Origin of the sequence: Rhizobium sp. NRK18, from assembly GCF_024385575.1 — a bacterium.
Classification (GTDB): Bacteria; Pseudomonadota; Alphaproteobacteria; order Rhizobiales; family Rhizobiaceae; genus JANFMV01.
On sequence record NZ_JANFMV010000001.1, the window covers coordinates 214,199 to 237,429 of the forward strand.

The 23,231-nt window shown below is 63.1% G+C and carries 22 protein-coding genes, 1 tRNA gene and 1 riboswitch; of the genes, 13 read left to right on the forward strand and 10 right to left on the reverse strand.

From position 1 onward, the window contains the following. Positions 1–96 precede the first annotated feature (96 nt). The 7 genes from NN662_RS00905 to NN662_RS00935 form a co-directional block, all read right to left on the reverse strand. Positions 97–1,053, reverse strand: coding sequence for an ABC transporter permease (locus NN662_RS00905; RefSeq protein WP_261928436.1), 957 nt, complete (start codon positions 1,051–1,053; stop codon positions 97–99). Then, positions 1,040–1,984, reverse strand: a complete 945-nt coding sequence (locus tag NN662_RS00910; protein ID WP_261928437.1) for an ABC transporter ATP-binding protein — start codon at positions 1,982–1,984, stop codon at positions 1,040–1,042. The genes NN662_RS00905 and NN662_RS00910 overlap by 14 nt, the downstream gene beginning before the upstream one ends. Continuing rightward, entirely contained in the window at positions 1,981–3,162 is a 1,182-nt protein-coding gene (locus NN662_RS00915; protein WP_261928438.1) for an NEW3 domain-containing protein, read from the reverse strand. The genes NN662_RS00910 and NN662_RS00915 overlap by 4 nt, the downstream gene beginning before the upstream one ends. Before the next feature lie 166 nt (positions 3,163–3,328). Further along, on the reverse strand, positions 3,329–4,546 hold the full coding sequence (locus tag NN662_RS00920; protein WP_261928439.1) for a hypothetical protein: 1,218 nt from the start codon (positions 4,544–4,546) through the stop codon (positions 3,329–3,331). 61 nt (positions 4,547–4,607) lie between these two features. Further along, the gene (locus tag NN662_RS00925) at positions 4,608–5,237 is read right to left on the reverse strand and encodes a gamma-glutamylcyclotransferase family protein (RefSeq protein WP_261928440.1); all 630 of its coding nucleotides are present in this window, start codon (positions 5,235–5,237) and stop codon (positions 4,608–4,610) included. Continuing rightward, positions 5,195–7,018, reverse strand: a complete 1,824-nt coding sequence (locus NN662_RS00930) for an ATP-binding cassette domain-containing protein (RefSeq protein ID WP_261928441.1) — start codon at positions 7,016–7,018, stop codon at positions 5,195–5,197. The genes NN662_RS00925 and NN662_RS00930 overlap by 43 nt, the downstream gene beginning before the upstream one ends. A gap of 3 nt (positions 7,019–7,021) precedes the next feature. Further along, entirely contained in the window at positions 7,022–7,666 is a 645-nt protein-coding gene (locus tag NN662_RS00935; RefSeq protein ID WP_261928442.1) for a thiamine diphosphokinase, read from the reverse strand. Between the two features lie 105 nt (positions 7,667–7,771). Further along, positions 7,772–7,886: riboswitch (TPP riboswitch) on the forward strand. 38 nt (positions 7,887–7,924) lie between these two features. Here NN662_RS00935 and thiB point away from each other — a divergent pair. The 5 genes from thiB (at position 7,925) to NN662_RS00960 (ending at position 14,143) form a co-directional block, all read left to right on the forward strand. Further along, on the forward strand, positions 7,925–8,935 hold the full coding sequence (gene thiB / locus NN662_RS00940) for a thiamine ABC transporter substrate binding subunit (protein WP_410010891.1): 1,011 nt from the start codon (positions 7,925–7,927) through the stop codon (positions 8,933–8,935). Between the two features lie 7 nt (positions 8,936–8,942). Next, on the forward strand, positions 8,943–10,571 hold the full coding sequence (gene thiP / locus NN662_RS00945; protein WP_261928443.1) for a thiamine/thiamine pyrophosphate ABC transporter permease: 1,629 nt from the start codon (positions 8,943–8,945) through the stop codon (positions 10,569–10,571). Next, a complete protein-coding gene (locus NN662_RS00950; protein ID WP_261928444.1) occupies positions 10,564–11,238 on the forward strand; it encodes an ATP-binding cassette domain-containing protein in 675 nt (224 codons plus the stop codon). The genes thiP and NN662_RS00950 overlap by 8 nt, the downstream gene beginning before the upstream one ends. 277 nt (positions 11,239–11,515) lie before the next feature. Continuing rightward, positions 11,516–13,000: a M48 family metalloprotease gene (locus tag NN662_RS00955; protein WP_261928445.1), complete on the forward strand. Its 1,485-nt coding sequence runs from the start codon at positions 11,516–11,518 to the stop codon at positions 12,998–13,000. Positions 13,001–13,126: 126 nt separating this feature from the next. Further along, positions 13,127–14,143 (forward strand): NAD-dependent epimerase/dehydratase family protein, encoded by a 1,017-nt coding sequence (locus NN662_RS00960; protein WP_261928446.1) that lies wholly within the window; start codon positions 13,127–13,129, stop codon positions 14,141–14,143. A gap of 69 nt (positions 14,144–14,212) precedes the next feature. Here NN662_RS00960 and NN662_RS00965 read toward each other — a convergent pair whose 3' ends face one another. Continuing rightward, on the reverse strand, positions 14,213–14,623 hold the full coding sequence (locus NN662_RS00965) for a DoxX family protein (protein WP_261928447.1): 411 nt from the start codon (positions 14,621–14,623) through the stop codon (positions 14,213–14,215). 273 nt (positions 14,624–14,896) lie between these two features. On the opposite strand from NN662_RS00965, the gene NN662_RS00970 reads away from it, so the two are divergent. Together NN662_RS00970 and NN662_RS00975 are read left to right on the forward strand one after the other, a co-directional pair. Then, the gene (locus tag NN662_RS00970; protein ID WP_410010892.1) at positions 14,897–16,105 is read left to right on the forward strand and encodes an acyl-CoA dehydrogenase; all 1,209 of its coding nucleotides are present in this window, start codon (positions 14,897–14,899) and stop codon (positions 16,103–16,105) included. Further along, positions 16,105–17,274 carry a CaiB/BaiF CoA transferase family protein gene (locus tag NN662_RS00975; protein WP_261928449.1) on the forward strand — a complete coding sequence of 390 codons (1,170 nt, stop codon included), beginning with the start codon at positions 16,105–16,107 and terminating at the stop codon, positions 17,272–17,274. The genes NN662_RS00970 and NN662_RS00975 overlap by 1 nt, the downstream gene beginning before the upstream one ends. A gap of 139 nt (positions 17,275–17,413) precedes the next feature. Here NN662_RS00975 and NN662_RS00980 read toward each other — a convergent pair. Next, a tRNA-Gly gene (locus NN662_RS00980) sits at positions 17,414–17,488 on the reverse strand. A 248-nt stretch (positions 17,489–17,736) separates the two neighbouring features. Between NN662_RS00980 and NN662_RS00985 the strand changes: the two genes are divergently transcribed. The 4 genes from NN662_RS00985 (at position 17,737) to NN662_RS01000 (ending at position 20,269) form a co-directional block, all read left to right on the forward strand. After that, the gene (locus NN662_RS00985) at positions 17,737–18,258 is read left to right on the forward strand and encodes a prolyl-tRNA synthetase associated domain-containing protein (RefSeq protein ID WP_261928450.1); all 522 of its coding nucleotides are present in this window, start codon (positions 17,737–17,739) and stop codon (positions 18,256–18,258) included. 46 nt (positions 18,259–18,304) lie between these two features. Continuing rightward, on the forward strand, positions 18,305–19,264 hold the full coding sequence (gene trxA, locus NN662_RS00990) for a thioredoxin (RefSeq protein WP_410010893.1): 960 nt from the start codon (positions 18,305–18,307) through the stop codon (positions 19,262–19,264). 125 nt (positions 19,265–19,389) lie between these two features. Further along, complete coding sequence (locus NN662_RS00995) at positions 19,390–20,073, forward strand: LON peptidase substrate-binding domain-containing protein (protein ID WP_261928451.1); 684 nt, start codon at positions 19,390–19,392, stop codon at positions 20,071–20,073. A gap of 7 nt (positions 20,074–20,080) precedes the next feature. Further along, positions 20,081–20,269: a Trm112 family protein gene (locus NN662_RS01000; RefSeq protein WP_261928452.1), complete on the forward strand. Its 189-nt coding sequence runs from the start codon at positions 20,081–20,083 to the stop codon at positions 20,267–20,269. Positions 20,270–20,274: 5 nt separating this feature from the next. Here NN662_RS01000 and NN662_RS01005 read toward each other — a convergent pair whose 3' ends face one another. Continuing rightward, a complete protein-coding gene (locus tag NN662_RS01005; RefSeq protein WP_261928453.1) occupies positions 20,275–21,489 on the reverse strand; it encodes a ubiquinone biosynthesis hydroxylase in 1,215 nt (404 codons plus the stop codon). A gap of 82 nt (positions 21,490–21,571) precedes the next feature. Here NN662_RS01005 and tesB point away from each other — a divergent pair, with 82 nt between their 5' ends. Continuing rightward, positions 21,572–22,456: an acyl-CoA thioesterase II gene (tesB, locus tag NN662_RS01010; protein WP_261928454.1), complete on the forward strand. Its 885-nt coding sequence runs from the start codon at positions 21,572–21,574 to the stop codon at positions 22,454–22,456. Positions 22,457–22,866: 410 nt separating this feature from the next. Beyond that, positions 22,867–23,217 carry a P-II family nitrogen regulator gene (locus NN662_RS01015; RefSeq protein WP_315972606.1) on the forward strand — a complete coding sequence of 117 codons (351 nt, stop codon included), beginning with the start codon at positions 22,867–22,869 and terminating at the stop codon, positions 23,215–23,217. Positions 23,218–23,231 lie beyond the last annotated feature (14 nt).

Below are 23,231 nucleotides of genomic sequence, written 5' to 3' on the forward strand. Positions count from 1 at the left end.
GTTCCGCCGGGTTCTGCAGAGCGAAAGCGGAGACCGGCCTGCCTAAGGAGAACACCGCTACTCCAAAACCAGCCTCCGCCTTTCGGGCGGCACGCCCTACGCTCTGATCTCCTGACGCTGGAAGGAGACATATGCGATCGTGTAGACCACGACCATGGCTGCGATCAGGCCGGAAAGCTGGGGCCAGATCAGAAGTGCGCTTTGATCGAAGGGCAGCGGCATGCCCATGAGTGCTCCCTGCAGCTGGCTCATGAAGACGAGGCCGAGCGAGCGGGTAGCGGGATTGAGGATGGCCATCGTCGCCTCACCGAAGAGCGTGTTCGGCGAGATGCGCGACAGCGCCTGGCCGATTTCCGCCTGGTGGACGATGGTGACCGGGTTGAAGGGATCGGCCGGCGCGATGGCGCTGGCGATCAGCGGCGCGATCATGCCCCAGAAGATCGTGAAGATCAGCCACAGCGTCAGGCCGGCCAGCGCCGAGGTCGCGGGCGAGCGGAAGAGCGTGGAGAACAGGAGCGAGATCGCCAGCCAGACGCCGGAATAGGCAAGCGAGATCAGGAGGAATGTCAGGCCCCTCAAGATTTCCTCGCCGGAGGGCGGCAGGCCGAGCATGATGATGCCCATGCCGGTGACCAGCAGCCAGAGGGTGATGAGGCAGATGCCGATCACCATCAGCCCGCCGAGGAATTTGCCGGCAAGCAGGGCGTCTCGGTAGATGGGCTGCGACAGGATGCGGCTCATGGTGCGGCGGTTATATTCGCCGTTGATGGCATCGAAGCCGAGCGAGATGCCGACCAGCGGCAGGAGGAAGCCGAGGAAGGCGATGAACGACGGCAAGGGCTCCTGCGCTGTGGTGAAGATGCGCAGGAACAGGAAGGGATCCTCCCCGACCGTATTCTTGATCTGGCCGATGGCGCCGTAGATGGAGCCGATCGCCGTCAGGATGACCAGCAGCATGACGAGGTGCATGCGCGGGCTGCCCATGTGGTCTGCCGCCTCCTTCATGGCGACGGTGGCGAGACCCTTGAAAGGTGATCCTTCACGCTGCTTCATCGCGGTCGCCCTCCTCGAAATAGCGGACATAGACCTCGTCGAGGCTCGAACGGTCCATCGACATGCTCTTCAGCCTGCCGCCGGACTGCACGATCTTCGCAGCCAGCTCGTCGCGGACATCGCGGGCCGCATCGATGCGGTGGCGGCCGGTGCCGATGGTGGTGACGTTGCTGACGCCGTCGATGGCGCCGCCGACGGTAGCGACATCGCAGTCCTCGGCCTCGATCTCGATGACATAGGCGCCGCCGAGCACCTGGCTTGCGAGATCGCTGACCTTGCCGATCAGGCCGACCTTGCCCTTCCTGAACAGCGCGACCCGCGAGCAGATCGACTGCACCATGGAGAGAAGGTGCGAGGAGAGCACGATGGTCATGCCTTCGCCGGCGAGCTTGACGATCAGGTCGAGCAGTTCCTGGGTTGACTGCGGATCGAGACCCGAGGTCGGCTCGTCGAGGATCGCTACTTCGCAGGCCTTTACGAGCAGGTCGGCGATGCCGAGCCTCTGGCGCATGCCGCGCGAGAAGGTGGCGACGCGGCGGTCGATGACATGGCCGAGACGCACCCGGTCCATCGCGGCGACAATGCGCCTTGCCGCCTCGTCGCCGGGAATGCCGGCGAGCCGCGCGGTGTAGGCCAGATTTTCCCGCGCCGTCATGGAATCGTAGAAACCGACGGCATCGGGCAGGTAGCCCACCCGCCGCTTGACGGCGAGTGGATCGCGGTAGGGGTCGTGTCCGAGGACGCGGACCTCGCCGCCGGAGGGTTCGGTGAGGCCGAGCAGGAGCAGGATGGTCGTCGTCTTGCCCGCTCCGTTCGGTCCGAGCAGGCCGAAGACCTCGCCCCGCTCGACTGTCAGATCAAGGCCATCCACCGCAACGTGGTGGCCATAGGCTTTCCGGAGGCCTTTCGCCTCTATGACCGGCGTGCTCATCTGCGGCCATACCGGGCAACCGCGAAGGCGAGGACGATCACGGCGGAGCCGATGACGCCGAGGCCGGCGAGGCCCCACATGGTGGAGGTGGTGACGGTGACGCGGAAGTCGGAGCTATCCGACACGCCGTCGCCGCGGGCCGATACGGTGACCATGTAGTCGCCGGCAATCGCCTTGTCGGAGGGCGTCATGTGGACGGCGAACTTCTGGTCGCTGCCGGGTGCCAGTTCGGGAACGGTCTTCGGGTCGACTTCCATCTTCCAGCCCTGCGGCGCGCTGGCATTCAAAGCGACGTTGGCGGCCGGTGCGGAACCGGAGTTGGAGACGGTGAAGTCGAAGGTTTCTTCCTTGCCGGCCTCCGCGCGTCCGGACAGGCGGCCTTCGGGGGCGGCGAGTGCGACCTTCGGCTGGCCGGTGATGTCCAGCATCAGCGTGGTCGCGGCCTTGACCTTGTCGTTGGAAGCGCCGGCGGCGACGGGATACTGACCGGCGGAAATATCACGCGGCGGGGTGACCGAAAGCTTCACGGTCTTCGTCTCGCCGGGCTTGAAGGGCAGGCTGGTCAGCTCCTGGCTGCCATACTGTTCCTTGAAGGTGGTCTGGAAGCCGGCCGGGGCGTCGGCGAGCAGGTTGAAGGTCTGGTCTTCGGCGCTGTCGTTCTTGATCGTCAGGTCGAAGTCGAAATTGGAGCGCGGCGTGCCGCGGAGCGCCGGAAGCTTCGGCTCGATCGTCACCTTGTCCGGGTCGGCGGCGGCGAGCGTCATGGTGATCGGCAGTTTCAGCGACTGGCCGTCGGCGGTCTGGCCGATGACGGTGAAGTCGTAGGTGCCGGCCTTGACGTCCTTCGGTGCGCTGACCTTCAGCTGCAGGCTGCGGTTCTCGTCGGGGGTGACCATGGCGGCCTTGACCGGTTTGCCCCCGCCGTCAAGCTCCCATTTCCAACCGTCCGGCAGGCCGTTGACGTTGAACTCGACGCGGGCGGGCGGTTCGTTGGAATTGGCAAGACTGAGGGAAAGGGTCGCATCCTCCCCGATGCGTTCCGTAATGGCCGGATAATCGGTGGTGAGCCAGAGGCCCGAGGGTTTCATGTCGGCCTGCTGGGCCATGGCCGGAATTGAGCACAGCAAGGCGGCACCGGTAACCATGGTCACCGATGAAATGCGGCGTAAGCGATTCATCGCGTCACTCCCGAATCTGATTTCTTAGAGGCTTGTTTTTGACTTCGTTGTGGTGGCGTGTCCGCTCCCCGGCCGGTCGGACCGTGGCGCGAACAAGGAAACGCTTTGCCCGAAATGTGACCAAAGTCGGGCAGGAAAATTACAACCCTGTAATGTCAGAAAAGCCTTAAGCAGCGGCAGGCGTGCCGAAAACAAGCACAAGGACGGCAAGTGCTATTCCCGCGATGAACACAATTCTCTGCGGCAATATATCGCGCTTCTTTACTTCGAATGTTGCCAAAAGTGCCTGAACGCACTGGATTCCGTAGTAGAGGACGAAGGCCTTCGAAGCATAGGCAATGATCTCGAAAATGTCGGCCGACCATGTGACGGCAATGGCCACCAGCGCGGTCGCGAAATAGCCGCCGCGGACAGGAATGCGTCCGCGTGTCGCACCGCTGACAAGCCCGGCGGCGCCGTTCAAATCGGCCATGGCGGCTGAAAGTTGCGAGGCGAGCGCCGTCAGGATCACCAGCGGCGCTGCCGCGCTGCCGAGCGACGCAATCATGTCGATGATCTGCGTCTCGCCGCCGACGGCCGGCAGGTCCCGTGGAAAGAGCGGCGTGACGAGCAGGATGAAGGCGAGATAGATCGCCGTGGCGATCGCCTGGGCGTAGATCATCGTACGGATGCGCGTCCGGCGGTCATAGGTGTTGCCGAGATAGCGGGAGGTCTCGAAGCCTTGGACGAGGATGATCAGGCCGAGAAGGACGCTCAGCTCTTCGCCGCCGGTGTCGTGGTTGATCTCCGCCAGATGAAACGTGCCACCGTTGAAGGCAAGGAATGCAGCGTAGGCAAGCGCGGTGATCAGGCCGGCGATCAGCGCCAGCTTGGTGGCGACGGCGGCGACCTCGACATGTTCGAGCGCCCGCAGACCGCGCAGCGTGCCGATCAGCCCGAGTGCGGCGATGACGACGGTCGCGATGATCCGGCCCGTCCATTGATCGACGATGCCGTCGGCCTTCAGGGCGAAGGACGCGAAGAGGTTGATGTAGTAGCAGACCGAAATGAAATAGGCGAAGGCGAGCGCGAGGTCGGAGGCGCGCTCGAGGAACAGGAGCGGCCCCTTTTCGCCCTGCTCGATCATCTCTTCCACATGCGCGATGTTGTAGCGGATCGCCGCGCCGAACATGTAGGCGGCGACGCAGAGGAACAGCATGGCCGCCCAGGCCCAGTTGCCGGCCACATGGGCGAGAACGGGGCCCGCCACGAGGAAGCCCGATCCGATGATCGACGCCAGCGGCGTGACCGTGGCCCGCCATGTGGGCGAGGCAAGCAGTGCCGGTCGGAAGAGGACAAGCGCGGCGATCGTCGCGGTGAGGATCATGATGATATTGGTCGACATGATCCGATGCTTAGCCCCTCGGGCCGGCGATGGATAGCCGCCAAATTTGGTCGGGGACGATCTAACCGCGCAGGTGCGCTGCGGCGAAGTGCGTTGCCGAGAGCGGTTCCAGAAAGCGGGAATGGCCGCCGTCCTTCAACAGGCGGAGCGCTTCGATCTGTGTCTGTCTCCGTTCGTTGAGGTCCGCGACGGCTGTGACGGCCAGTGTGCCTTCGACATACGGAAAGGGCAGGCCGTTTTCGATCGCGCCGGCGACGACGAGTGCGCGGTACCAGTCGAAGGGCTGCAACTCGCCGTCGCGGGCATCATCCTCGGCGATATAAGTACAGGCCTTAGACGTGCTGTCGGCGCCGGCCTGCTCGACCGGGACATCGTCCAGCCGGTCATAGCCGCGGCGGTATCCTTCGAACTCGTCCAGCAGCGCAATCTCGTCGGCCAGAAGCCGGTACAGCACGCCATGCACGCGCTTCTCCGGGCTGGCTGGAACGATCGTCGCCTTGCCCGATCCGTCCCGGCCACGCTTGGAATAATCCAGCGCATAGCCGGCTATCGAGCCGATGCCGACGACCCGGGCGCTGGGGCAGCGCGCCGAAAGCCGCGCCGCCAGCATGTTCGACCCGTAGGCGAGATAAAGGCGGAAGCTCGTGCTCAGCCTTCCATCTCCTCGCGCAGCATTTCCAGTTCCAGCCACTCTTCCTCCATGGCCGTGATCTTCCCCCGAAGCGCTTCGAGTTCGGCGGCGAGCTTGTTGAAGCCGGCGGGATCCTTCGTGAAGAGATTGGGATCGGCCATCTTTTCCTCGATCTTGGCGGCCTTGGCTTCGGCCTCCTCCATCTGTTTCGGCAGGTTTTCCAGCGCGAACTTCTGCTTGTAGGAGAGCTTGCCCTTGCTCTTGTCGGCGGCGGGCTTTGCCTGTTGCTCGCTCTTCGGCTTTTCGGCTGCCTTTTCCGCCTTCTTCCGCTCCTGTTCGGCGCCGCGGCGCTGCGCCAGCATGTCGGAATAGCCGCCGGCATATTCGATCCAGCGTCCGTCCGGCGCCTCGATATTGGCGGGAACGATGGTCGAGGTCACGGTCCGGTCGAGGAAGTCGCGGTCGTGGCTGACGAGGATGACGGTGCCGGCAAAACCGGAAACGATCTCCTGCAACAGATCGAGCGTCTCGATGTCGAGATCGTTGGTCGGCTCATCGAGGATCAGCAGGTTGGACGGCCGCGCCAGGATGCGGGCGAGCATCAGTCGCGCGCGCTCGCCGCCCGACAGGTTGCGGATCGGTGTTCTCGCCTGTTCCGGCTGGAACAGGAAATCCTTCATGTAGCCGGTCACGTGCTTCTGCTCGCCGTTGACGAGCAGGTTTTCGCCGCGGCCGTCGGTGAGATAATGCGCCAGCGTATCCTCGAGGTTCAGATCCTCGCGCTTCTGGTCGAGGGTGGCGATTTGCAGATTGGTGCCGAGCTTGATGGTGCCGCTGTCGGGCGCGAGCTGTCCGGTCAGCATCTTCAGCAATGTCGTCTTGCCGGCGCCGTTCGGACCGACGAGGCCGATGCGGTCGCCGCGATGGATGCGGGTCGAAAACGGCTGGACGACGGTCCGCTCGCCAAAGCTCTTGGTGATCTTTTCGGCTTCGACCACCAGCTTGCCGGATTCGCGCGCGTCGACTGCCGTGGCCTGCACCGTGCCCTGAGGGCCTTTATGCGAGCGATATTCGGCGCGCATGGCGTGCAGTTCGCCCAGGCGGCGGACGTTGCGCTTGCGCCTTGCGGTCACGCCATAGCGCAGCCAGTGTTCCTCGCGCTCGATGGCGCGGCCGAGCTTGTGCTGTTCGATCTCTTCTTCTTCCAGCACCTTGTCGCGCCATTCCTCGAAGAAGGCGAAGCCGCGGTCGAGGCGGCGCGAGGTGCCGCGGTCGAGCCAGACCGTTGCGTTGGAGACCTTTTCCAGGAAGCGCCGGTCGTGGGAAATGACGACGAGCGCGCTGCGGCTGCCGTTCAGCTCGCCTTCCAGCCATTCGATGGTGGTAAGGTCGAGATGGTTGGTCGGTTCGTCCAGGAGCAGGATGTCGGGTTCCGGGGCCATGACGCGGGCAAGCGCCGCACGGCGGGCCTCGCCACCCGATAGCGTCGAGGGATGCTCCTCGCCGGTCAATCCGAGATGCGACAGCAGGTAGGTCACCCGGTAGGGATCGTCGCCCGGTCCGAGGCCGGCCTCGGCATAGGCCTGCACGGTGGAAAACTCGCCGAAATCGGGCGACTGCTCCAGATAGCGGATGGTGGCGGACGGGTGGCGGAAGACCTCGCCCGACTGCGCCTCGGCAAGGCCGGCGGCGATCTTCAAGAGCGTAGACTTGCCCGAGCCGTTGCGGCCGACGAGGCAGATGCGCTCGCCGGGCTCGACCTGCAGGCCGGCGCCGTCGAGAAGCGGCGCGCCGCCGAAGCTCAAGTGAATGTCGTCGAGTTTGAGAATGGGGGGCGCCAAAGGTCAGGCTCCTGTCATGTCATAGGGGCGGGCAAGGAGAATGCCGCGGCCCGATTGCAGCGAAAGGCGAATCGGGCCTTCCGCGACGTTGGATATGGTTCGCGTGGAACCGAACGCAAGGTCGAAAGTTTGCAAGGGGTAGCGGACATTGGCCAGCGTCAGCCCGGTGAGCGCCGACAGGCCGAGCACGGAGAAGAGGCTACCGCCTGGCAGATCGAGATCGCGTTCTCCGGGCAACAGCGGATAGGCTTCCTCGGTCCCGGAGGTCAGCCGCACGTCGAGACCGGTCTCGGCCAGGTGGCAGGCGTGCAGAAGATGCATCAGCGCATGATCCGACCGCTCGCCGCCCAGGGCTCCGGCGAGGATCAGCGAGGTCGCACCGCGTTCAAGCGCCACCTGGACGGCGAGTTCGCCATCGGTTGCCGCCTTTGCCGGCGGAAAGTCGAGACGTTCGACGTCCGGCCAATCGTTTTTCAGGCTGTCGGTGGACGAATCGAAGTCACCGACCCAGAGCTCCGGTGTGACGCCCAGTGCCTGGGCATGCCGCATCCCGCCGTCGGCAGCGATATAGCGCGCGCCGGCCGTTGCCGCCTCAAGCCGCGGGGTTACGGCGAGGTCGCCGCCGAGAAGAATTGTGAAGAGCGTCATGGGACAAGCGCAATAGCGCAAAACCGGGGGCGAGGGAAAGGGAAACCAGAGGCGGCAATTGCCGAATGTCCTTGTCATATAGCCGAGGGCGAAGTAAATCTCGCGGCAGATCTAACGGGGTGCACCTTCCGCAATCGCGGGACGACGCTGAGAGGCCTGAAGCCAACCCGCAGAACCTGATCCGGCTAACACCGGCGGAGGGATTAGACGCATCTCATCAGCGCGCTATCCCAACCAGCTAAACAGAGGAGGCGCGGGATGCGCAGACTGACACTTTCACTCACCATGGCCGTTGCGGCCCTGTCATTTGTTCTGCCGGCATCAGCCGCGGACAAGGTGCTGACCGTTTACACCTATGAAAGCTTCATCGCCGACTGGGGACCGGGACCGAAGGTGAAGGAAGCCTTCGAGAAAACCTGTGGCTGCACGGTCAACTTCGTCGGTGTCGAGGACGGTGTGGCGCTGCTGACGCGTCTGAAGCTGGAGGGCGAGGGCACCAAGGCCGACGTCGTGCTGGGACTCGACACGAACCTGATCGCCGAGGCGAAATCGACCGGGCTATTCGTGCCCGCCGAGGTCGACACCTCCAAGGTTTCCGTCCCGGGCGGCTTCTCCGACGACGTCTTCGTGCCCTATGACTATGGGCATTTCGCCGTCGTCTACGACACCAAGTCGATGGCCGAGCCGCCGAAGAGCATGAAGGAGCTGGTCGAGGGCGATCCGTCGCAGAAGATCGTCATCGAGGATCCGCGCACGTCGACGCCGGGTCTCGGCCTTTTGCTGTGGGTGAAGTCGATCTATGGCGACAAGGCGCCGGAGGCATGGGCCAAGCTCAAGGACCGCGTGCTGACGGTGACGCCGGGCTGGTCGGAGGCCTATAGCCTGTTCACCAAGGGCGAGGCGCCGATGGTGCTATCCTACACGACCTCTCCCGCCTATCACATGATCGCCGAAAACGAGAACCGCTACCAGGCGGCAAGCTTCTCCGAAGGCCATTACATCCAGATCGAGGTGGCGGGTGTGACCAAGACCGCAGCCGACAAGGACCTCGCCCGCCAGTTCCTGACCTTCATGGTCAGCCCGGCCTTCCAGGATATCATTCCGGAAACCAACTGGATGATGCCGGCCGCCCCGACCTCCACGCCGCTTCCGGCTGCGTTCGATACACTCGTTCATCCGGACAAAACCTTCCTGATGGACCCCGACACTGTCGAGAAGAACCGCAAGGCCTGGATCGACGAGTGGCTGACGGCGATGTCCGTCAACTGACGCTTCGATGCAGATTGCCGGCCGGGACAGACGAGGCGCGATTGTCGGCGGGGCCATTGGCCTCGCCTGCCTCTGCCTGTTCGTCGGCGTGGCGATCGGATCGCTCCTGAGCTATGGCGGATCGGGCCTGTCGATCTCGCCGCTCGGCGATCCGTATATCCGGCGCGTGCTGGTCTTCACGCTGTGGCAGGCCGGCCTCTCGACGGCTCTCTCCATCCTGTTCGCCATTCCCGTGGCGCGCGCGCTTGCCCGCCAGCGGCGCTTTCCCGGCCGGGTCTGGGTGCTGCGGCTGATGGCCGTGCCGATGGGGCTGCCCGTGCTGATCGGGGCGCTGGGACTGCTCGGTCTCTGGGGCCGGCAGGGGATGCTGAACAAGGCTCTCCTCGGCCTTGGCCTCGACAGTCCCGTGAACATCTACGGACTGTCCGGTATCCTGCTCGCCCATGTCTTCTTCAACATGCCGCTTGCGGTGCGCTATCTGGTGGCCGGTCTCGATCGCGTGCCGAACGAATACTGGCTCCTGTCGGCGCAGCTCGGTATGCGCTCCACCAATATTTTCCGCTTCGTCGAATGGCCGGTCATGCGCCGGCACCTGCCCGGTGTCGCGGGTCTGATCTTCATGCTCTGCGCCACCTCCTTCACGCTGGTCCTTGTGCTCGGCGGCGGTCCCGCATCGACAACGGTGGAGGTGGCGATCTATCAGGCGCTGCGTTTCGATTTCGATCCCGGCCGCGCCGTCTCATTGGCCGTCATCCAGATCGTCATTACCGCCATTCTCCTGTCGTTGATCGCGTTCCTGCCGGTGCCGGAGGATCACGGAACGACGACCGGTCGAACCGCCCGCCGGCCGGATGCCCGGCCGCTTGCTGCAAAAGCTGTCGACGGTGCGATCATCGCTGTCGCGACCGCTTTCGTATTGTCGCCGCTGGCCATGGTCGCCGCTGCCGGCATTCGTGCCGATCTCTTACGGCTCCTGAGCGAACCCGTCTTTTGGCAGGCAACGGCGACCAGCCTGACGATCGCCTTCTTTTCCGGACTCATCGCAGTGCTCCTCGGTCTGGCATTTGTGCGCGCGCAGCTGGAGACCGGTGGCGGCGGACCGCTTGCCGCCAGGGCATTCTCCACGGCTATCGGATCTTCCTCGTCGCTGGTCCTCCTCGTGCCGCCGGTCGTTCTCGGCACCGGCTGGTTCCTCGTGCTGCGGTCGGTGGGCGTCACCACGTCGGCGGCGCCCTATCTCGTGCTCCTCATCAACACGGTGATGGCCTTGCCGTTCGTGGTGCGCATTCTCCATCCGGCCGTCGAGGTTCACCGCCAGCGCACCCTGCGGCTCAGCACCAGCCTCGGCATGTCCGGCCTGTCGAAAATCTGGCTCGTCGACTGGCCGCTCCTGCGCCGGGCGCTTCTGATGGCGCTTTCCTTCGCGATGGCGCTGTCGCTCGGCGATCTCGGCGCGGTGGCGCTGTTCGGCTCGGATGGCTTCATGACGCTGCCCTGGCTCCTGTTCAGCCGGCTTGGCAGCTATCGTACTGCGGATGCCGATGGGCTGGCGCTGCTGCTCGGCGTCGTCTGCCTGGCATTGACGATTGCCGGAACTGTCGGCCAGGGTGGTGAAAAGGAGAGACGGGATGGATAGGCCGGACGGCAACGATATCCGCCTCGAGGACGTGCGGCTCAGGCTTGGAGAGCGTGACTTCCTGTTCGACGGCGTGTTTCCCGCCGGCAGGATCACGGCGGTCACCGGCGCCTCGGGTGCCGGCAAATCGACCCTGTTCAACCTGATCTCCGGTTTCGAGACACCGCAGGCGGGCCGCATCTGGCTCGGTGGTCGCGATGTCACCGATCTGGCGCCGGCCGAGCGACCGGTCTCGCTGATCTTCCAGGACAACAACCTGTTCGCCCACCTCGATCTCTTCACCAATGTCGGTCTCGGCATCAGCCCGTCGATGCGGCTGACGGCGGCCGACAGGGCGCGGGTCGGCGATGCCCTTGCGCGGGTGGGGCTTTCCGGCTTCGAGAAAAGACGGCCGGGGTCGCTGTCGGGCGGGGAACGCCAGCGTGTGGCATTTGCCCGGGCGCTGGTGCGTGACAGACCCTATCTGCTGCTCGATGAACCCTTTGCCGCGCTCGATCCGGACCTGCGTCGCGCCATGGCAGACCTTCTGAAGGACCTCCAGGCGGAAACCGGCAAGACCGTGCTGATGATCAGTCATGATCGTGCGGAGGTGGAACTGATCGCACACGCAATCGTTCCTATTGTTGATGGCCGGTTGGGTCGCATGAAATCCGCCGTACCGGTATAATTGCGGCTGAAACCTGCGCTGCCACAATTTGGACGCCACCCGATGGCAAGCCCTTCCGATCCCTGACGCTTGCAGCTTTGCAACGGTTGAGCGGAATGATTGCGATCCCCTAGGCAAATCGCCGGGAAATCGGATAGAGGGAGGGCGATCGGACCTGTAAAGGCTGACGGGTTTTGAGATATTCGCCAAGGCGTGGTCGCGCGGCGTGAACAGGGAGACTGCGGAACTGCTTACGAGGGAACGTCAGCCGAGGTTGAAAACCTTCGCTGCTCGGGCGATGGAACCTGCGCTTGCGAAGAGCAAGCGTGCGGGCCTGTTGTCCGTGCTCGTGGCGACGCTTGCCCTGTCGGGCTGCCAGTCGCTTCTCGACCAGACCTACGAAGCCAACGTCTCCCCGTCTTCCAGCCCGCAGATCGTCGAGGAAGTCCAGAAGGATGACCCGCGTGCACAGATGGGCGCGCGCGAACATCCCCGCATCGTCGCGAGCTACGGCGGCGAATACAAGGACGAGAAGACCGAACGGCTGGTCGCCCGCATCGCCGGATCGCTGACCGCCGTTTCCGAGAACCCGCAGCAGTCTTACCGGATCACCATTCTGGATTCGCCGGCGATCAACGCCTTTGCGCTGCCTGGCGGGTATCTTTATGTCACCCGCGGCCTGCTGGCGCTTGCCGACGATGCGTCGGAGGTGGCCGCGGTGCTCGCCCATGAAATGGCGCATGTGACCGCCAATCACGGCATCGAGCGGCAGAAGCGCGAAGAGGCCGAGGTGATCGCCAGCAAGGTCGTCGCCGAGGTGCTCTCCAGCGATCTCGCCGGCAAGCAGGCGCTTGCCCGCGGCAAGCTGCGTCTCGCCGCCTTCTCGCGAAACCAGGAGCTGCAGGCCGACCTCATCGGCGTTCGCACGCTCGGCGAAGCCGGATACGATCCCTATGCCGCCGCCCGCTTCCTCAATGCGATGGAAGCCTATGCCCGCTTCCAGTCGAGCGATCCGGATTCCGATCCGAGCCTCGACTTCCTGTCGAGCCATCCGAGCGCCCCGCAGCGCATCGAGCTCGCGCGCCGCCATGCCCGCGCCTTCGGCCCGGAGGGCAGCGTCGGCGATGTCGGCCAAGGCTATTATCTCGACGGTATCGACGGACTGCTGTTCGGCGACAGCCCGCAGGAGGGATATGTCCGCGGCCAGACCTTCATGCATGGAAAGCTCGGCATCCGCTTCACCGTGCCGGAAGGTTTCCATATCGACAACAAGGTCGAGGCGGTGCTGTCCACCGGCCCCGGCGATGTGGCAATCCGCTTCGACGGCGTGACGGACAACCGCCGCCAGAGCCTGTCGAACTACATTTCCAGCGGCTGGGTCGCTGGTCTCGACCCCGCCAGCATCACGACGCTGAGGATCAACGGTCTGGAAGCGGCCAACGCCAAGGCATCCGCCGACAAGTGGGACTTCGACGTTACCGTCATCCGCGACGGCAAGCAGATCTATCGCATCCTGACTGCCGTGCCGAAGGGCGACACCCGGCTGCAGCAGGTTGCCGACACGGTGCGGTCGAGCTTCCGCCGCATGACGCCTGCGGAAGTCGACAGCCTGAAGCCGCTGCGCATCCGCGTCGTGACCGTCGCACCGGGCGATACGATCGGCAGTCTCGCTGCCCGCATGATGGGTACCGAGCGCAAGCTCGAACTCTTCAAGCTGATCAACGGCTTCCCGTCCGGCAAGGTCCTGTCTCCGGGCGAACGCGTAAAGATCGTCTCCGAATAATCCCGCCTCCTTCTGCGCGACATCGCGCCGCCGTCCGTGCGTGCGGGTTTTCATCCGTGCCGCAATGCGCTAGACCGCGCTCACGCCCTGCAGCACAGGGGCTTTCGAGCGAACGAGGAATCGGGCATGCGTTATTTCATCACCGGTACGGCCGGGTTCATCGGCTTTCATCTCGCGCGGCGCCTGCTGGAGGACGGCCACGAGGTGTTCGGCATCGACGGGATGACGCAGTACTACAATCTCAAGCTCAAGGAAGCGCGCAACGCCGCGCTTGCCCAGTTCCCCTCCTTCACCGGTCGGATTGGCATGCTCGAGGACAACGGCTTCCTGCGCGAAGCGGTGATGGCGGCCAAGCCGGATGTGATGATCCATCTCGCCGCCCAGGCCGGGGTGCGCTACAGCCTCGAAAATCCGAAGGCCTATCTCGATTCCAACCTGGTCGGCACCTGGAACATTCTGGAGCTCGCCAAGGAGCTGCAGATCGGCCATCTGATGCTGGCGTCGACCTCTTCCGTCTACGGCGCCAATCCGGAGGTGCCCTTCCGCGAGAGCGACAAGACGGACGAGCCCCTGACCTTCTATGCCGCCACCAAGAAGGCGACGGAGCTGATGGCGCACAGCTACGCCCATCTCTACAAGTTCCCGATCACGGCATTCCGTTTCTTCACGGTCTACGGCCCCTGGGGGCGGCCCGACATGGCGCTCTTCAAGTTTGCCAAGGCGATGCTCGACGGCCAGCCGATCGAGATTTACGGCGAAGGCAAGATGAGCCGCGACTTCACCTATATCGAAGATCTGGTCGAGGCGATCGTGCGGCTTTCCGCCGTGGCGCCGGCCGAGGCGAACCGCGTTACCAAGCCGGGCGTGAGCGATACGCTGTCGCATCAGGCACCGTTCCGGGTCGTCAATCTCGGCGGCGGCCAGCCGGTCGGGCTGATGGAATTCGTGGAAACGATCGAGAAGGCGATGGGACAGCCGGCGATCCGCAAGATGCTGCCAATGCAGAAGGGCGACGTGCCGCGGACGTTCGCCGCGCCCGATCTTCTGCAGGCGCTGACGGGTTACACGCCGTCGACCACGGTCGAAGAGGGCGTGAAGGCCTTCGTGGAGTGGTATCTCGATCAGGGCCGGGCGCTGGAATAGAAAGCGGTTCTAGCCTTCCAAAACGGAGAACGCCGTAGCCAAAACCTGGCTGCGGCGTTTCCTTTTGCATCAACTGCGATTGAAGAGCTTGCGGTCGAGGCTCAGAGAACCGCCGCCTGCAAAGACGAAATAGAGGAAGATGAAGCAGAACAGGATGGCCGCATCGCCGCCATTGTTGGCGGGGAAGAAGCTGTTTGGAAAATGGGCCATGAAATAGGCGACCGCCATCATGCCGGAGAGGATGAAGGCGGAGAAGCGGGTGAAAAGGCCGAGAATGATGGCGGCACCGAACACCAGTTCCAGCGTGCCGGCAAAGCCGAAAAAGGAGAAAAGCTCCACGGCGCCGCGTTCCGATGCCGGGAAATTGAAAAGCTTTTGCGTGCCGTGCTCCATGAAGGTCAGGCCCGTGACGATCCTCAGGATCGACAGGACGAGGGGCGACCTTGCGGTGAGTGCGGCGGAAAAATTCGAACTGCTCATGAAATCCTCATCAATGTGACTGTGGCTTAGTTGGACGAAACCGTGTCCTGCGGCGGTCGATAGCAGAAAATATGAGCAGAAATATCGTGTTTTTGGTCGCCTCACGCCAATGTGAAACTTCGCGATCACGGTTGGCTCGGCGATCTCCAGCCTATGCATGGCATGCATCATCCAACGACAAATCAGCGTTGTTGCTTCGCCGCTCCGATGGCTATGTACATCATCATCCGAGCCGCTAAGCTGATGATCGCAATTATTGGAAGGACAATGCCGATGGCCACCCATTCCGCCCATTCTCACAAAGGTGAATCGTTTGCCTGGGAGGATCCTTTTCTCCTCGACGACCAGCTGACGGACGAGGAGCGGATGATCCGCGATGCCGCCGCCGGCTTTGCCGCTGACAGGCTTCTGCCGCGTGTCGAGGACGCCTATCTCAACGAGACGACAGATCCGGAGATCTTTCGCGAAATGGGCGAAGCCGGCCTGCTCGGCGTCACCGTTCCGGATGAATATGGCGGGGCGGGCGCCTCCTACGTGTCTTATGGCCTGGTGGCGCGCGAGGTCGAGCGGATCGATAGCGGTTATCGCTCGATGATGAGCGTGCAGTCCTCGCTGGTCATGTATCCGATATATGCCTACGGCTCGGAAGAACAGCGCAAGAGGTACCTGCCGAAGCTCGCGTCCGGCGAGTTCATCGGCTGCTTCGGCCTGACCGAACCCAACGCCGGCTCCGATCCGGGCGGCATGAAGACCCGCGCCATCAAGACCGACGGCGGCTACCGCCTGATCGGCTCGAAGATGTGGATTTCCAATGCCCCGATCGCCGACGTCTTCGTCGTCTGGGCGAAGTCGGAAGCGCATGGCGGCAAGATCCGCGGCTTCGTGCTGGAAAAGGGCATGAAGGGTCTTTCGGCCCCGAAGATCGGCGGCAAGCTGTCGCTGCGCGCCTCGATCACCGGCGAGATCGTGCTCGACAATGTCGAGGTGGGCGAGGAGGCGATGCTGCCGAATATCGAAGGTCTGGGTGGCCCGTTCGGCTGCCTCAACCGGGCCCGCTATGGCATTTCCTGGGGCGTCATGGGCGCTGCCGAGGATTGCTGGCTGCGCGCCCGCCAGTACGGCCTCGACCGGCACCAGTTCGGCAAGCCGCTGGCCGGCACGCAGCTCTTCCAGAAGAAGCTCGCCGACATGCAGACGGAAATCGCGCTCGGTCTTCAGGGATCGCTGCGGGTCGGGCGGCTGATGGACGAGGGCCGCTTCGCGCCGGAGATGATCTCGATCGTCAAGCGCAACAATTGCGGCAAGGCGCTCGATATCGCCCGCCAGGCCCGCGACATGCATGGCGGCAACGGCATCCAGATCGAGTACCACGTCATGCGCCACGCGCAGAACCTGGAGACGGTCAACACCTATGAGGGTACGCACGACGTTCATGCGCTGATCCTCGGCCGCGCCCAGACCGGCATCCAGGCATTCTTCTGATGACGGAGACGCGTGCAGCGCCGCTTGCGGGCCTTAAGGTCGTCGAGCTTGCCCGCATTCTGGCCGGTCCCTGGACGGGCCAGACGCTCGCCGACCTCGGTGCCGAGGTCATTAAGGTGGAAAGCCCCGAGGGCGACGACACCCGCACCTGGGGGCCGCCCTTCATCGAACGGCCGGACGGCAAGGGCGGCACGGAAAAGGTCGCCGCCTATTTCCATGCCGCCAATCGCGGCAAGTCCTCCGTCACCTGCGATTTCGCCAATCCGGACGATCTCGCCCGGGTCAAGGCGCTGATCGCCGATGCCGACGTGCTGATTGAGAATTTCAAGGTCGGCGGCTTGAAGAAGTTCGGGCTGGACTACGAGGCCGTGTCGAAGCTCAATCCGCGTCTCGTCTATGCCTCCGTCACCGGCTTCGGCCAGGACGGGCCACGCGCCGCGACGGCCGGCTACGATTTCCTCATCCAGGGCATGTGCGGAATCATGGACCTGACCGGCGAGCCCTCCGGCGAGCCGCAGAAGGTGGGCGTCGCCTGGATCGACATCTTCACCGGGCTTTACGGCGTGATCGGCATTCAGGCGGCCCTGGCCGAGCGCGAGCGCTCCGGCCTCGGGCAGCACGTCGACCTGTCGTTGCTCGACGTCGGTGTGGCCGTTCTCGCCAATCAGGCGATGAACTTCCTTGCCGCCGGCAAGATACCGCACCGCATGGGCAACGCGCATCCCAACATCGTGCCATATCAGGTGTTCCCGACCTCGGACGGCCATCTGATCATCGCCTGCGGCAATGACCGGCAGTTTGCCGCGCTGTGCAAGATGCTGGGGCTCGACGGCCTCGCCGCCGACCCCGCCTATGCGACCAATCCGGCGCGCGTGGAAAACCGTGTGGCGCTTGCCGCCATGATCTCGGAAAAGACGTCGGCCCGCACCAAGGAGGATCTGATCGCTGCGCTGGAGGCGTCCGGCGTACCCGGCGGGCCGATCAACACGGTCGCCGAAGCGCTTGGCGACAAGCAGATCGCCGCCCGCGGCCTGAAGATCGAATCCGAAGGCCTGCCGGGCCTCAGGACGCCCATCCAGCTCTCACGCAGCCCGATGGCGCTCGACAAGGCCGCTCCGGCCCTCGGTGCGGGAGAATGGGGGTTTGCTTCGGACAAGGACAAACGCTGAGAAATTGAATTGGAGCGCGGCCGTCAGAGGGCCGCGCAAAATCTGTGCGTCGGCATGCGACGTATGGATAAGGCGTGCCAAAACGACGATATATGCGCGCTAACGCACTCGTCTATCAGTCTCGATTTTTTGGAGAAACTGGAGCGGGCGAAGGGATTCGAACCCTCGACCCCAACCTTGGCAAGGTTGTGCTCTACCCCTGAGCTACACCCGCTCATCGTTCGCAGCCGGGGTAAGTCGTTGGCTGCGAGGTGTGTCGCTTGCGGCGACGGGCGCTATATGGCTCAACCAATTTCCAAATGCAACAGGGAAAAGACAAATTGGCGAAGAAATTTTCTGCGGTCGGCGTGAGCCGTTGAGCGGCAGGGGTTTTGGGGTTTGCCGCAAAGTGCGATTGCCAAATACCGGCGGGGCTCGTATCAGAGAACGACGAGCCGGAAGACCGGCGCGAACCAAGAGCGAATGAACGAACGCATGCCGAAAACAGCCAACGACCTTTTCCGCTTCCTCGACGATCTGGGGATAAAACATTCGACCAAGACGCACGAGCCGGTGTTCACCGTGTCCGAGTCCGTCTCGCTGCGCGACGAGATCCCCGGCGGCCACACCAAGAACCTGTTCGTCAAGGACAAGAAGGATCAGTATTTCCTTCTGACGGTAGAAGAGAATGCAGTTGTCGACCTGAAGGCCGTGCACAAGGTGATCGGCGCCTCGAGCCGCGTGTCGTTCGGCAAGCCGGAAAAGCTGATGGAATATCTCGGCGTGGTGCCGGGTTCGGTCACGGCCTTTGGTGCGATCAACGACGAGGGCAAGAATGTCACCTTCATTCTCGATGAAGAGTTGATGGAGCATGATATCATCAACTGCCATCCGCTTTCGAACGATGCCACGACGTCGATAGGGCGCGATGACCTCATGGCCTTCATGCGGGCGACGGGACACGAGCCGCTCGTCTTGAAAGTGACCGGCGAGATCAACATCTAAAGGCCAAGTTTAAAGCGGCCCAGATGGGTCGGTACGGGAGATTCCAATGAGCGGCTTCGACAATCCCTATGGCGGGTACGGCAATGGCGTGATGCGCGGACAGGTCAACAGCGGCACGGCGCCGGCGGGCGGTCACGTCAAGGACACGACGACGGCCGGCTTCATGAAGGACGTCGTCGAGGAATCGCGCAACCAGCCGGTTCTGGTCGACTTCTGGGCGCCCTGGTGCGGCCCATGCAAGCAGCTGGCGCCGGTCATCGAGAAGGTCGTCGCCGAAGCCGGCGGCCGGGTCAAGCTCGTCAAGCTCAACATTGACGACCACCCCGCCATTCCCGGGCAGCTCGGCGTGCAGTCCATCCCGGCCGTGATTGCCTTCGTCGACGGTCGGCCGGTGGATGGCTTTATGGGTGCCGTTCCGGAAAGCCAGGTCCGCCAGTTTATCGACAAGATCGCCGGACCGGAGGGCGCCGATCAGGCTGCCGAGATCGCCGGCGTGCTGGAAGAGGCCGACCAGCTTCTCGCGGATGGCGACTTCAACTCGGCCGGCCAGCTCTATGGCGCCGTCATGCAGGCCGATCCGGAGAATGCCAAGGCGATTGCCGGCATTGCTCGCTGCATGATTGCCTCCGGGCAGCAGGAGCGCGCCAGGGAGCTGCTTGACCAGATCGGCGACGAGCTTAAGGCCGATGCGGACATCCAGTCGGTGATCAAGAAGCTCGAACAGTTCGAAGAAGCGCGTAAGCTCGGCAATCCGGCGGAACTCGAGCACAAGCTGGCGCTCGATCCAGACGACCACGAATCGCGCATGAAGCTTGCCAAGATCCTGAATGTGCAGGGCAATCGCGACGAGGCAGCCGATCACCTGCTGCTGATCATGCGCAAGGACCGCACCTTCGGCGATGACGCCGCGCGCCGCCAGCTCCTGGAATTCTTCGATGCCTGGGGCATCAAGGATCCGGCGACCATCGCCGCCCGGCGCAAGCTTTCGACGATGCTGTTCTCCTGACAATGGGCGAACGGGCCTGATCCGGCGGCCCTTGTTTTTTCATCGGCAAGGGCCATCTTTGCAGTGACACGCTGCAACGACAACAGCGTCGAGATCACACGAGGAACAGTACAGGACGTCATGCAATGCATGCGGGCAACGCACGGTATATAAAGCGCGAAGACCTTCCCGAGACGGTTCCGGTCTTCCCCCTTTCCGGCGCATTGCTATTGCCGATGGGGCAGATGCCGCTCAACATCTTCGAGCCGCGCTATCTGTCGATGTTCGACGATGCGCTCGCCGGCTCCCGGCTGATCGGCATGGTCCAGCCGGCGCTTTGCGGCGAAGAGATCAAGGACAAGAACAGCGACAAGCCGGACCTCTGTTCGGTCGGTTGCCTCGGCCGCATCACATCGTTTGCGGAGACGGGCGACGGGCGCTACATCGTATCGCTGACCGGCATCTGCCGCTTTCGGGTGATGGATGAAATCCAGGGCGGCCGGCCTTACCGGCGCGTCCACTGCATGCCGTTCGTTTCGGACCTTTCGATGTCGGATGACGAGGACAAGCTGGTCGACCGCAAGGGGCTGCTGGCTGCCTTCCGCGCCTATCTCGACGCCAACAAGCTTGATGCGGATTGGGACAGCATCTCGCATGCGAGCAATCGCAGCCTCGTCAATTCCCTGTCGATGATGTCGCCGTTCGGCCCGGCGGAAAAGCAGGCGCTTCTGGAAGCGCCGGACCTGAAGACGCGGGCCGAAACCCTGATCGCCATCACCGAAATCCTGCTCGCCCGCACATGCGGCGGCGGCGATCCCCTGCTTCAATAGGATCGACATGGCCGACAAGCTTTCCAACGTCGATCCGAAAATGCTGGAGCTTCTGGTCTGCCCGCTGACCAAGGGCAGGCTGACGTTCGACCGCCAGGCCAACGAGCTGATTTCCGAAAAGGCGAGACTTGCCTATCCTGTCCGCGATGGCATTCCGATCATGCTGGTATCGGAAGCCCGGACGATCGAGGACTAGCGACCTCAGATGGGCTCGCCGACCAGGAGGCGGGGATTGCCCTTCTCGTTGACGCCGGCGGCCTGGCCGATCAAATAGTTTTTGACCATAGGCATGCGTTCGACCAGTCCGAGACCGAAGTCGCGGGCGATGCGCACCGGGGCTATGTCGTTGGAGAACAGGCGGTTCAGGACGTCGGTGGTAACTCCCATGCGGAACGTGTCGAAACGGCGCCACGTCTGATAGCGCTCCAGCACGTTAACCGAGCCAATATCGAGACCCAGCCTCGAGGCTTCGACAACGGTTTCCGCCAGCGCTGCGACGTCCTTGAAGCCGAGATTCAGGCCCTGGCCGGAAATCGGATGGATGCCATGAGCGGCGTCGCCGGCAAGTGCCAGACGCGGTGCGATGAACGAACGGGCGAGCGTCAGTCCAAGAGGAAAGGCCTTCTTGTCGCCGACGACCTTGAGCGCGCCGAGCTTGTGGCCGAAGCGGCGCTCCAGTTCTTCTTCGAAAAGGAAATCATCCGACGCCACCAGCCGGTTGGCGTCATCCGTCCGCTCGGTCCAGACCAATGAGGAGCGGTTGTTCTTCAGCGGCAGGATGGCGAAGGGGCCGGCGGGCAGGAAATGCTCCTCCGCGCATCCATTGTGCGGACGCTCGTGCTCGACCGTGGTGACGATGCCGGACTGGCCGTAATCCCAGCGCACGATCTTGATACCGGCCATGTCCCGGAGCTTCGAACGGGCGCCGTCGCAGGCGACCAGAAGCCGACTTTTGAGCTCCTGCCCATCGCTCAACTGAACCGTGATGTCGGCATCGCCGTTCTGGAACGAGGCGACGGTGGTGCCGTAGATGACGGAAATGTCCAGCCGCTCGCAGGCTTTCAGCAGCGCGCCGACCATCACCTTGTTGGGGATCATGTGTGCGAACGGGCGACCCTTCTCGACGTCGCCGTCAAAGGTGAGAAATACCGGGCGCACCGGATCGCCGGTCTTCGAATCGGTGACGATCATCTTCTCGATCGGCTGGGCTTCCGGCTCGATATCGCCCCAGACGCCGAACACTTCCAGCATGTGCGATGCCGCGGCGATGATGGCCGAGGCGCGCTCTTCCTTCTGCCAGACGCCGGGCGGCGCCGCCTCGATGACCTTGATCGCGAGGTTGGGGGCCGCCTGCTTGATTGCCACAGCAACGGAAAGCCCTACATAGCCACCACCTGCGATCACGATATCCAGCATCGGTCTGCTCCTCTTGAGAATGCGTTGCTGTCTTATATAGATGAAACCCGTAGAAGTTCCTATTGCATGGAGACGATCCAAAATGTCGCGAGATGACGAGAAACCCACGGCGATGGAAACCCTGATCGCGACGCTGGATCTCGAAAAGCTCGAGGAAAACCTGTTTCGCGGCAGCAGCCCCCAGGTCGGCTGGCAAAGGGTGTTCGGCGGCCAAGTGATCGGCCAGGCGCTGATGGCGGCGCAGCGCACGGTGCCGGACAACCGGTTCGTTCACTCGCTGCACGCCTATTTCATGCGCCCCGGCGATCCGTCGGTGCCGATAGTCTACCAGGTGGAGCGGCCGCTCGACGGCGCAAGCTTCGTCAACCGCCGGGTGCTGGCGGTCCAGCACGGCAAGCCGATCTTCTCCATGTCGGCCTCGTTCCACATCGATGAGCCGGGATTCGATCACCAGTTCCACATGCCCCAGGTCACGCAGCCGGAAGACCTCATCGCCGAACAGCAGTTCAAGGAACTCTATCTCGATCAGGCGCCGGAGCCGGTGCGGCGCTACTGGGCGCGCGAACGGCCGATCGAACTGAGGCCGGTGTCGCTCAAGCACTACATTTCCAAGGAGAAGCTGTCGCCTTTCCAGGATGTCTGGGTCCGGGCCACCGGACCGGTGCCGAACAAGCGGCATTTCCAGGCGGCGGTGCTCGCCTATCTTTCCGACATGACGCTGCTCGATACGTCGCTGTTTCCCTACGGCGTTTCGGTCTTCGATCCGTCCGTGCAGGCCGCGAGCCTCGATCATGCCATGTGGTTTCACCGCCCGTGCACACTCGACGACTGGCTTCTCTATGTCGAAGACAGTCCTTCGGCCTTCGGCGCCCGCGGCATGACGCGGGGCAGTCTCTATAGCCGCGACGGAACTCTGATCGCTTCCGTCGCCCAGGAAGGTCTCATTCGCCGCAGGGCACAGGCCTGACGAGCGACGCTGCAGCCATTTTGCCGTCTTTCGAGATGCGGTCGGCATATGTCGGCCACGCCATGGCGCTATGAAAGGCGCCGAAGGCGTCGTCATGCGCAGCGAATAATCAATCTGCCTAATTCGCAGGCAATAACATGGCAAATTTACGACATCTGCATGATGCTGCCTATCGATAAGGCAACTTTGGTCGCGCCTGGCGGATTGTTCGAATTCATATTCTCTTAAGCTTTCCTTATCGACAGAACCCCGATTCTCCGGCCCTCCCGAGGCGCAAATCGAATCTTTTTTCCGTCCTGAGGCCACTGGAGCGAAAACTGGCACGCCGCTTGTATGGATATATCCGGCTGGCTGCAGATGTGATTGCGCGGCTGGATCAGACTGCACCGCAATTGCGATGCAAGAAAAGGATGGGATGTCAGATGAAAATCATTATGGCCATTATCAAGCCGTTCAAGCTCGACGAAGTGCGTGAAGCTCTCACGGCTGTCGGCATTCAGGGCCTGACCGTTACCGAAGTTAAGGGATACGGCCGCCAGAAGGGGCATACCGAAATCTACCGCGGCACCGAATATGCCGTCAGCTTTCTGCCCAAGTTGAAAATCGAAGTCGCCGTTTCCTCGGACATGGTCGAAAAGGCCATCGAAGCCATCGGCTCCTCTGCCAAGACCGGCCAGATCGGCGACGGCAAGATCTTCGTCTACACGCTGGATCAGGCTGTCCGGATCCGCACCGGCGAAACCGATTCCGAAGCGCTATAAGTTACGGCCACAAG

Bases quoted from the DNA above. Each gene is read 5' to 3' on its own strand.
- NN662_RS00985 (WP_261928450.1), top strand. From the start codon at position 17,737: ATGAACGAACGCATGCCGAAAACAGCCAACGACCTTTTCCGCTTCCTC.
- NN662_RS00975 (WP_261928449.1), top strand. From the start codon at position 16,105: ATGACGGAGACGCGTGCAGCGCCGCTTGCGGGCCTTAAGGTCGTCGAG.
- NN662_RS01000 (WP_261928452.1), top strand. From the start codon at position 20,081: ATGGCCGACAAGCTTTCCAACGTCGATCCGAAAATGCTGGAGCTTCTG.
- NN662_RS00935 (WP_261928442.1), bottom strand. From the start codon at position 7,666: ATGACGCTCTTCACAATTCTTCTCGGCGGCGACCTCGCCGTAACCCCG.
- NN662_RS00910 (WP_261928437.1), bottom strand. From the start codon at position 1,984: ATGAGCACGCCGGTCATAGAGGCGAAAGGCCTCCGGAAAGCCTATGGC.
- thiP (WP_261928443.1), top strand. From the start codon at position 8,943: ATGCAGATTGCCGGCCGGGACAGACGAGGCGCGATTGTCGGCGGGGCC.
- NN662_RS00920 (WP_261928439.1), bottom strand. From the start codon at position 4,546: ATGTCGACCAATATCATCATGATCCTCACCGCGACGATCGCCGCGCTT.
- NN662_RS00995 (WP_261928451.1), top strand. From the start codon at position 19,390: ATGCATGCGGGCAACGCACGGTATATAAAGCGCGAAGACCTTCCCGAG.
- NN662_RS00960 (WP_261928446.1), top strand. From the start codon at position 13,127: ATGCGTTATTTCATCACCGGTACGGCCGGGTTCATCGGCTTTCATCTC.
- NN662_RS01005 (WP_261928453.1), bottom strand. From the start codon at position 21,489: ATGCTGGATATCGTGATCGCAGGTGGTGGCTATGTAGGGCTTTCCGTT.
- NN662_RS00955 (WP_261928445.1), top strand. From the start codon at position 11,516: ATGGAACCTGCGCTTGCGAAGAGCAAGCGTGCGGGCCTGTTGTCCGTG.
- NN662_RS00970 (WP_410010892.1), top strand. From the start codon at position 14,897: ATGGCCACCCATTCCGCCCATTCTCACAAAGGTGAATCGTTTGCCTGG.
- trxA (WP_410010893.1), top strand. From the start codon at position 18,305: ATGAGCGGCTTCGACAATCCCTATGGCGGGTACGGCAATGGCGTGATG.
- NN662_RS01015 (WP_315972606.1), top strand. From the start codon at position 22,867: ATGGGATGTCAGATGAAAATCATTATGGCCATTATCAAGCCGTTCAAG.
- NN662_RS00915 (WP_261928438.1), bottom strand. From the start codon at position 3,162: ATGAATCGCTTACGCCGCATTTCATCGGTGACCATGGTTACCGGTGCC.
- NN662_RS00965 (WP_261928447.1), bottom strand. From the start codon at position 14,623: ATGAGCAGTTCGAATTTTTCCGCCGCACTCACCGCAAGGTCGCCCCTC.
- tesB (WP_261928454.1), top strand. From the start codon at position 21,572: ATGTCGCGAGATGACGAGAAACCCACGGCGATGGAAACCCTGATCGCG.
- NN662_RS00905 (WP_261928436.1), bottom strand. From the start codon at position 1,053: ATGAAGCAGCGTGAAGGATCACCTTTCAAGGGTCTCGCCACCGTCGCC.
- NN662_RS00950 (WP_261928444.1), top strand. From the start codon at position 10,564: ATGGATAGGCCGGACGGCAACGATATCCGCCTCGAGGACGTGCGGCTC.
- thiB (WP_410010891.1), top strand. From the start codon at position 7,925: ATGCGCAGACTGACACTTTCACTCACCATGGCCGTTGCGGCCCTGTCA.